The organism is Plantactinospora solaniradicis, assembly GCF_042658085.1.
Taxonomy (GTDB): domain Bacteria; phylum Actinomycetota; class Actinomycetes; order Mycobacteriales; family Micromonosporaceae; genus Plantactinospora; species Plantactinospora solaniradicis.
In genome coordinates, this window is sequence record NZ_JBHSPR010000123.1 from 1 (window position 1) to 7331 (window position 7331).

General features: G+C 67.9%; 6 protein-coding genes and 1 pseudogene. 2 read left to right on the forward strand and 5 right to left on the reverse strand.

The features are described 5' to 3' along the window. Positions 1 to 103 precede the first annotated feature (103 nt). On the reverse strand, positions 104 to 457 hold the full coding sequence (locus ACFP2T_RS47545; RefSeq protein WP_377434599.1) for a hypothetical protein: 354 nt from the start codon (positions 455 to 457) through the stop codon (positions 104 to 106). A gap of 35 nt (positions 458 to 492) precedes the next feature. After that, positions 493 to 759, reverse strand: coding sequence for a hypothetical protein (locus tag ACFP2T_RS47550; protein WP_377434602.1), 267 nt, complete (start codon positions 757 to 759; stop codon positions 493 to 495). Positions 760 to 1258: 499 nt separating this feature from the next. Here ACFP2T_RS47550 and ACFP2T_RS47555 point away from each other — a divergent pair, with 499 nt between their 5' ends. Continuing rightward, positions 1259 to 3466 carry a choice-of-anchor P family protein gene (locus ACFP2T_RS47555; protein ID WP_377434605.1) on the forward strand — a complete coding sequence of 736 codons (2208 nt, stop codon included), beginning with the start codon at positions 1259 to 1261 and terminating at the stop codon, positions 3464 to 3466. A gap of 134 nt (positions 3467 to 3600) precedes the next feature. Here ACFP2T_RS47555 and ACFP2T_RS47560 read toward each other — a convergent pair. Together ACFP2T_RS47560 and ACFP2T_RS47565 are read right to left on the reverse strand one after the other, a co-directional pair. Continuing rightward, a pseudogene (locus ACFP2T_RS47560) lies at positions 3601 to 4425 on the reverse strand (HARBI1 family protein). A gap of 165 nt (positions 4426 to 4590) precedes the next feature. Next, positions 4591 to 5217, reverse strand: coding sequence for a hypothetical protein (locus ACFP2T_RS47565; RefSeq protein ID WP_377434608.1), 627 nt, complete (start codon positions 5215 to 5217; stop codon positions 4591 to 4593). A gap of 423 nt (positions 5218 to 5640) precedes the next feature. Here ACFP2T_RS47565 and ACFP2T_RS47570 point away from each other — a divergent pair, with 423 nt between their 5' ends. Further along, entirely contained in the window at positions 5641 to 6822 is a 1182-nt protein-coding gene (locus tag ACFP2T_RS47570) for an MFS transporter (RefSeq protein ID WP_377434611.1), read from the forward strand. 174 nt (positions 6823 to 6996) lie between these two features. Here ACFP2T_RS47570 and ACFP2T_RS47575 read toward each other — a convergent pair. Beyond that, positions 6997 to 7331 (reverse strand): ArsR/SmtB family transcription factor (locus ACFP2T_RS47575; RefSeq protein WP_377434614.1); only part of this gene is annotated, 335 nt, incomplete at its 5' end.

Here is a 7331-nt window from a genome sequence, read left to right on the forward strand (position 1 = left end):
CCGCACGTCGACCAGCCAGGATCCGCCGGATCGTGCCCGCCCCGACCCGTTGGCCGAGTCGCTGTAGTTCGCCTTGGATTCGGCGGTGTCCCCATCGCGGGTTCTACCGGGCCAGCCGTAGTACGACGTCGCGGATCTCGTCGCTGACGGGTGGCCGGCCAGGTCGGTTCGGGTAGGTCCAGTGACGTCGCACCAACCGGCGGTGCCAGGCCAGCAACGTCGCCGGTGTGACGATCCGATGTTTCCGCATCCGACGCGGCAGCAGGCGGGTCAGGGCCGACAGGACCGCCCGGTCCGGCCAGGACAGCCGCGGCCGGCCCCGAACCCGCCGACGGAGCACCGGTACCTCATGCCTCAGCACGAGGACCTCGATCAGCAACGCTCTGTCGCCGCGGATCAACAACCCCAGACCGTTGAACAGGCGGATAATCCCCAGGTACAGCAACCGCACGACCATACGGACGATCATCAATCAGGTCGAGAACTCCCAGCTCACAGCATGTGCGACGAGTTGTGGCACGGTACAGCCACGTACTGCCGCAGACGATGGATGGCAGCAGGGCTCGGCGCACAATCCCCGACCTGGGCGATCACCTGATGCTGCGGGACAAGCTGCCCAGGACGGCAGGCGAGTGATCGCAGAACACCCCACTCCATGCGGGTAAGCACGATGAGGCCCCCGCCATCGGCCAGGACTCTGTGCCGATCGAGCTCGACGGTGCGCCGCCCGAACCGCAGGGCTTCCAGATTGGCGGTCACGCCCCCGCCACGGCGCGTCAAGCCCGGATTCGGGCCCCGCCGTCGACGATCCGGACACGGGAGCGTCCGGTTCGACTGCCGGGGTCGGGCGTTGGTCCACGATCAGGGCGAAGGGTTGGTCTCGGATGCCGTGCGCAACCGGGTCGAGGTCGCGGCCTGGGCCTGGGAGAACCATGTCGTCGGACTCGGTTAGGGACGGAGGTCCCGGACGAGCGGACCGGTGCGGCCGGTGCTCCTCCCCTCGGCCTGTTCACGACCCCCGCGACCCCGAGTCGTCAAGGGACGGTCCGCCCCTGTCGAGACGCGAGCGACCGGAACTACTCAGTCCGTTCGTCCAACCATTGGCTAATGCATATCAGATCGACAGAGAGCGATCTACCTGAATTCAATCAGTGCGCTGTCAATTAATGCGCACTAGGCCCATTCACCCCGTTCCATACTCCGTCTGGCGTGACCTCGGGTCGTATCCCCGTTCCACGCCCCGACGGAGGAGGGACCAATGAAACGTGCAAGGTCGATCTGGGCCGGCACCACGGTTGTCTCGGTAACGGCGCTGGCACTCGTTCTCACGACCGGGGCACCGGCCGGAGCCGTTGACGGCAACCTGCCGGGCGGCACCAGCATCTCGGTCACCATCGACACCCCGGCCGACGGGGCCGTGCTGCCCCCGGGTCCGGTGACCGTGACCGGCACGGCGGCGGTCGGCACCGGACAACCGGTGGCCAACACCGCGGTCGTCTACGTGCTGGACGTCTCTGGTAGCACCGACGCGGGCGCCAACAGTTGCGGACGGATCATCGACTGTGAGATCGCCGCCGCCCGGAACCTCAACAACAGGATCGTGACGGATCCCGCCATCGCCGGCACCGTCGGCAGCGTCGGGGCGGTTGTCTTCGGGTCGACGGCGGTGGCTGCCGACGTCGTGCCGGGCGGCACCCCCGACGACCTGACCACCGGCCCGGACAGCGACCTCGGCGGTACAGGGCCGGACGCCGGTGACCGGGACATCGAGGAGGTGCTGGCCTCGGCCTTCTCGAACGCCGCGGGCAATGGCGGGGTCGACGACTTCACTCACCGCGAGGTCGAGGGCGCTACCGACTTCGCCGACGCGGTGACCCGAGCCCGGGAGGTGGCCGAGGCGGCGGACGAGGACCGCAAGATCGTGGTCTTCCTCTCCGACGGCGTCGCCACCGACGGCGCGGACGGCGGCGTAGCGGACGCGCTGGTGGGTACCCCGGAGGAGGTCGACATCTTCACCTTCGCGGTCGGTTCCGGCTCCTCTTGCACAGACGACGGTGAGGGGCGCGGCAGCCTCCAACAGATCACCGCCGCGACAGTGCCGGGCGGGCAGTGCGTCGAGGTGGCCACCGAGGCGCTGCCGGACTTCCTGCCCGGCATCATCACCTCCGAACTCAGCTCGCTGGCACTGAGCACCACCGGTCCCGGTGGCCCCTACACGCCGATCAGCAACGCCGACATCCAGCCCGACCTGCCGCAGTCCCCCGGGCCGAAGAACGTCACCTACAGCACCAGCACCCCGGCGCTGGCCGCCGGTACGCACGAGATCTGTGTACGGGCCTTCGGCAGTGACGGCGGTGGCACCGGCTTCGTCACCGACTGCACCACGGTCGTGATCAACGCCCCGCCGGTGGTCGAGGCGGGCGGCCCGTACTCCGGGCAGGAGGGCACCCCGGTCGGCATCGCCGGCGACGTGACCGATCCGGACGGCCCACCGGCCACTCTGGACTGGGACGTCAGCGGTGGCGGCGAGCCGGGCGCGACCTGCGCGTTCGGTAACCAGGCCGCGCTGACCACGACGGTGACCTGCACCGACAACGGGGTCTACACGCTCACCCTGACCGCCGACGACGGGGTCAACCCGCCGGTGGAGGCCACCGCCACGCTGACCCTGACCAACGTCGCACCGGCGGTCAGCATCTCCGCCCCGGCCAACGGGGCGCTCTTCACCCGGGGCACCCCGGTCAGCTTCACCGCGCCGTTCACCGACATCGGCACCAACGACACGCACACCTGCTCGGTCGACTTCGACGACGGCAGCCCGCTCGCCGCGGGCACGGTCAACGAGGCCGCCGGTGCCGGCACCTGCACGATCAGCCACGCGTTCACCGCGCTCGGCCCGCACAACGTGCTGGTGCGGGTGACCGACGACGACGGCGGTTCGGCCACCGCTGTGGTGCGGGTGGTCGTCTACCTGCCCGGCGGCGCCTTCGCGCTACAGGCGACCGGACTGCTGTTGACCGTTCCCCGGACCCCCGACGTCACCTGCCCGCCCAATGACGCGCAGACCTCGGTGGCGGTCAACGCGCCGCCGCTGTTGACCACCGGGGTACTCAACGCCAGTTGCACGCTCGACCCCAACACCGGTACGACCACGGCCCGGGCGACCGTGGCCGGCGCCAACCTGCTCGGCGGTCTGGTCAACCTCTCCACCATCGAGAGCACCAGCGTGGCCGGGCCGGACGGCATCACCCGGACCTCGCGGGTGGTCGGCACGATCAACGGTGCCGCCGTCGGCACCAGCAGCCCGGTGACGATCGGCATCCCCGGCGTCGCCGTCGTCTATCTCAACGAGTCCACCACCAACCCCAACGGTCAGCTCGTGCAGACCGCCGTCCGGGTCCAGGTGCTCGGACTGCTCGGCCTGCCGAGTGAGGAGATCGTCCTGAGCCGGAGCTATCTCGGCTGACGACCGGCACGGCGCAGGGGTACCGGAGCGGCCCGCTCCGGTACCCCTGACGCCGCCGGCCCGCCGCGAACGGTCATTCCGTTGCGGAATTCCGCAATGAGGCTTTCCGCGTAACGGCTTGTGGCGCTGGGTGATCAGGTGGTGCGGCCGTGTTCGAAGTGCAGAAGCACGAGTGCGGCCGCGGCGATCTTGCCGATCTTCCAGGGACAGAGGCTGACGTTGCGCAGGGCCTTGAAGGTGGTCTTGAGCAGGGAGTTTCCGCGTTCGCCGATTGCGCGTACGCCGTTGTGGGCCCTGTTGAAGGTCTTCTGAATGTCGGTGAGTTCGCCGCCCTTGGGTTTCTTGAACGCCACCGTGATGGTGTCGGCCTCGCCCTCGTAGCCCAGGTCGCCCAGGACCCGCAGGTGATCGTCGGTCCATACGGCGAGCAGGGGCAGGACCTCGGTGTGCTCGCGCAGGGCGGTGGTGTCGTGCTCTCGGCCGGGACGCACGTCGGAGGTCCACAGCGGCCACCCGTCCGGTGCGGTGATGACCTGGATGTTCCCGCCGTGGTTGTCGCACTTGGCCGACCACCACAGATCCACTCCCGGGTCGGTCCTGGGGTACGGCACCGGTCGGTCTCTATCACGGTCCCGTCGATGTTGACGTGGGAGTAGCCGGCCATCTTCGCCGCTAACAGCGCTGATTCCAGGTCCGGCGCGTGGGCGGCGAGCACCCCGATGCCCTCGTGCGGGTAGTCGTAGGCGGTGGACTTGCCGATCGCGTTGTCGGGTGGCCAACTGCTTGATCCGGGTGTCGTCCAGGAACCAGCGGATGACCAGGACCGCCTGCTTGAAGCAGCCCAGGGCGCGGCTACCGGTGCGGGTACCCCGTCGCAGGCGTTCGGTGTGCAGCAGGCCGGAGACGAACAGCACGGTCTGCTCGCGGACGGTCAGCGTGGCGGTGTATGTAACATTCATGGCGACGCGGGACCCCTATGAAGTTGATCTGTGAGAGGACCACCTTCGTACCCGGGTTCTGCGTCTTCACGTTGTATCACAACGGGTCTCGGCGTGTCTCAGCCACCGAAGCCGCCGACCACCCACCACCCAAGCGCCGTTACGCGGAATAGCTCCATGTGCTGCTCAACGCCACCAGTTCTTCGTGGGCTGGCCGGCCTCTGCCGCGTCGCATGCGCGGGCGAAAGCTGCCCGATCGGGTGGTGGCAGCTTCGCCGCCTCGCGCGACGCGTCCTGGAGCAGGGACAGGGCGTCGTCGGTGACGCCGCCGCAGCGGATGTAGTTCATATTCGTGCCGTGCTCCTCGACGAAGAACACCACCAGAGGACCTGGCGCCTGTACCAGCGCCGTGATCCGGTCGACGTGGTCACGCAGAGTCGGGTCGAACAGCGCAGCGCACATCAGCTGGTTGCTGTACTGATCCAACTCGAACGTGGTGTTCGTGATCTGGCCCCGGGCACCGACCCCCAGTCGGCCGCCCTGCGGGTCGCGGAAGAACATCGACATGCGGAACACCACGCACGGGTTCGCCGCGTGCCGCTCCCACCGCATCGCCTCCAGCACCACCCGCTCCGACCACGTGTTGTACTCGTACTGGCCGACCTTGAGGAAGACGGCTGGCTTCACCGCCTGCCCACACCGCACCAACTCGATCGCCGGGACCCATAGATCCCAGCCGGGGTGTCGGGCACCCATGAGGTCGACGGCGTACATCAGGTCGGGCGTGTCGGGCCGGCCGAGGATCCATTCCATCCCGCCAGTCAACCGCACCCGTTGGGATGTCGTGCTGCAGGTGCCGCGCGTGCTCGGCGCGGCTCAGGCCGGACGGGCGCGGGCCGCGCGTGCCGAAGTCGTCGATGTAGCTCATTCGCTGCGCGGTCGCCGAGGTGACCGTCACCATCTCCGGGGTGTAGCCGGACCGCGCCCGCGACCTCTGACCGTACCCTCATCTGCCGAAAGGAGTGCGTCAGTTACTGCCGACATCCTCAATGCGCGTGCTGAATCGATCTGTCACCTAACCGTTGTCATGCAGCGGTGGAGGCTTCGCGCTATTTTCGTCGCCGGTGCGAGCGCGCGATTGACGTTAGGCTCCGCGACGATGATGTAGGCCGGGGTTGTCGGGGAGTGGTGATGGGGGCGACTAGGACCGCGCTGGCCGTTCCGGGAGCCCTTCCGATGGCGGTCTGGTCTGTGGTGGGCCGCTTCGCGTTCGCGATGATCAACTTGAGCCTGTTAATTTATGTCGAGGCCCGGACAGGTTCCTATGCCGTGGCAGGGGCCGTCTCGGCGGCCAGCCTCGTCGGTACCGCCGCGGGCGTCATCGGGCAGAGCAGGCTCATCGACCGGTACGGGCCGACCCGACCTTTGCTAGCCTTTACCGGCCCCTATGCGCTGCTCAGCGTGGGCGTCATCGTGTTTATCTCCACGGGACTGAATACTCTCGCCCTCGCGCTCCTGGTAGCCGTGCAGTGCGCGGTGCTGCCGACCGTGCAAGTCGCGTCCCGGGCGATGTGGCGCCATCTCGTCCCGGCAGGTTCCGTCCGTGACGCCGCCTACAGCTACGAGGCGGTCAGCTTCGAGCTGTGCTGGCTGCTCGGTCCGGCCGTGGCCGCCGTGCTCGCCACCTGGCTGTGGCCGGGCTCCGCTCTGCTGGTCGCCGTCACGCTGAGCACGGTCAGCGCGGCCGGGTTCGCCTCGACGACGGCAGTCCGGTCACACCGCCGAGACGCGACGTTCGAGACCCCCGCCGAAGACCTGGACCGAGCCGCCGACGGAACCGACGCCGATCAATTCCACACGGCGGGTCTTGCCATCCTGCTCCTCGCCACGTGCGCGTTCGGCCTGACAGTCGGTTTCGTCGTGGTAGGTGTCACGGCCGGCGCCGAGGCCAACGGCGTGCCGCAACTGGCCGGCGGTGTACTGGGGCTGTGGTCGATCAGTTCCGTACTCGTCGGCATGGCGTACCAGCGATCGCCCTGGCCTCGCCCGCTCGTGGTTCGCTTGCCGGTGCTCATCGCCGGGTTCGGCACGATCTTGTTGATCCCATCACTGCTTGGTGGCGCATTACCGCTGACGGTCGCGGTGATCCTGGCCGGGGCAACCCTCGTACCGCAGATCACCCTCCACAACACACTGCTCGACAGGCTGGTACCCCAGCGGCGCCTGTCAGAGGCCTTCGGTTGGACCACCACCGCGATCATCGCCGCCAACGCGGCCGGGCAGGCGTTGGGCGGATTGGTGATCCAGCGATACAACTACAACGCCGGCTTCCTCACCGCAGCGACGTGCGCTGTTTCCCTAGCCGCTGCGGTATGGATTGGCAGGCGAAAACTGATACCCAAGCCCGCAGGCGCATGAAGGGTCGGCGCATTGGTCTACCCCGAATCCAGCGGCTCCATGGTGCGCTGACATGCCGCCGAGCGAGCGCGCTGAACACCGGCGCCCCCTCACTCTCCGTACGCCATCGTTCGACTTGTCGGACGCACGCTCGTGCCGAATTGAGGATGCCTGGTCACGCCAACTGGTTGGGGTTCACTTGATATTCCGGGTGCCTTCCGCGAGCGCCTTGAGTCTCAGGAGGCCGGCCTCCCAGGTGGTTGCGACGTTCGCCATCCACTGTGCGGTTTCGGCCAATCGGGACGGGTTCGCGCTGTAGAGCACCTCGCGCCCGTGTCGGCGTCTGGATACCAGATCGTGCTGCTGCAATGCGGTGAGGTGTTTGATCACCGCTGGTCGACTGACCGGCAATGGGCCGGCCAGCTGCGTGGCGGTCTGCTCGCCTCGCTCCGCAAGCAGTTGTAGAACGTTGCGGGTGCCGAAAACCCCATCCGTCCTGTTCACAGTCCTCTTGATCACTGAGACACGGG

Bases quoted from the DNA above. Each gene is read 5' to 3' on its own strand.
- ACFP2T_RS47545 (WP_377434599.1), bottom strand. From the start codon at position 457: ATGGTCGTGCGGTTGCTGTACCTGGGGATTATCCGCCTGTTCAACGGT.
- ACFP2T_RS47555 (WP_377434605.1), top strand. From the start codon at position 1,259: ATGAAACGTGCAAGGTCGATCTGGGCCGGCACCACGGTTGTCTCGGTA.
- ACFP2T_RS47565 (WP_377434608.1), bottom strand. From the start codon at position 5,217: ATGGAATGGATCCTCGGCCGGCCCGACACGCCCGACCTGATGTACGCC.
- ACFP2T_RS47570 (WP_377434611.1), top strand. From the start codon at position 5,641: ATGGCGGTCTGGTCTGTGGTGGGCCGCTTCGCGTTCGCGATGATCAAC.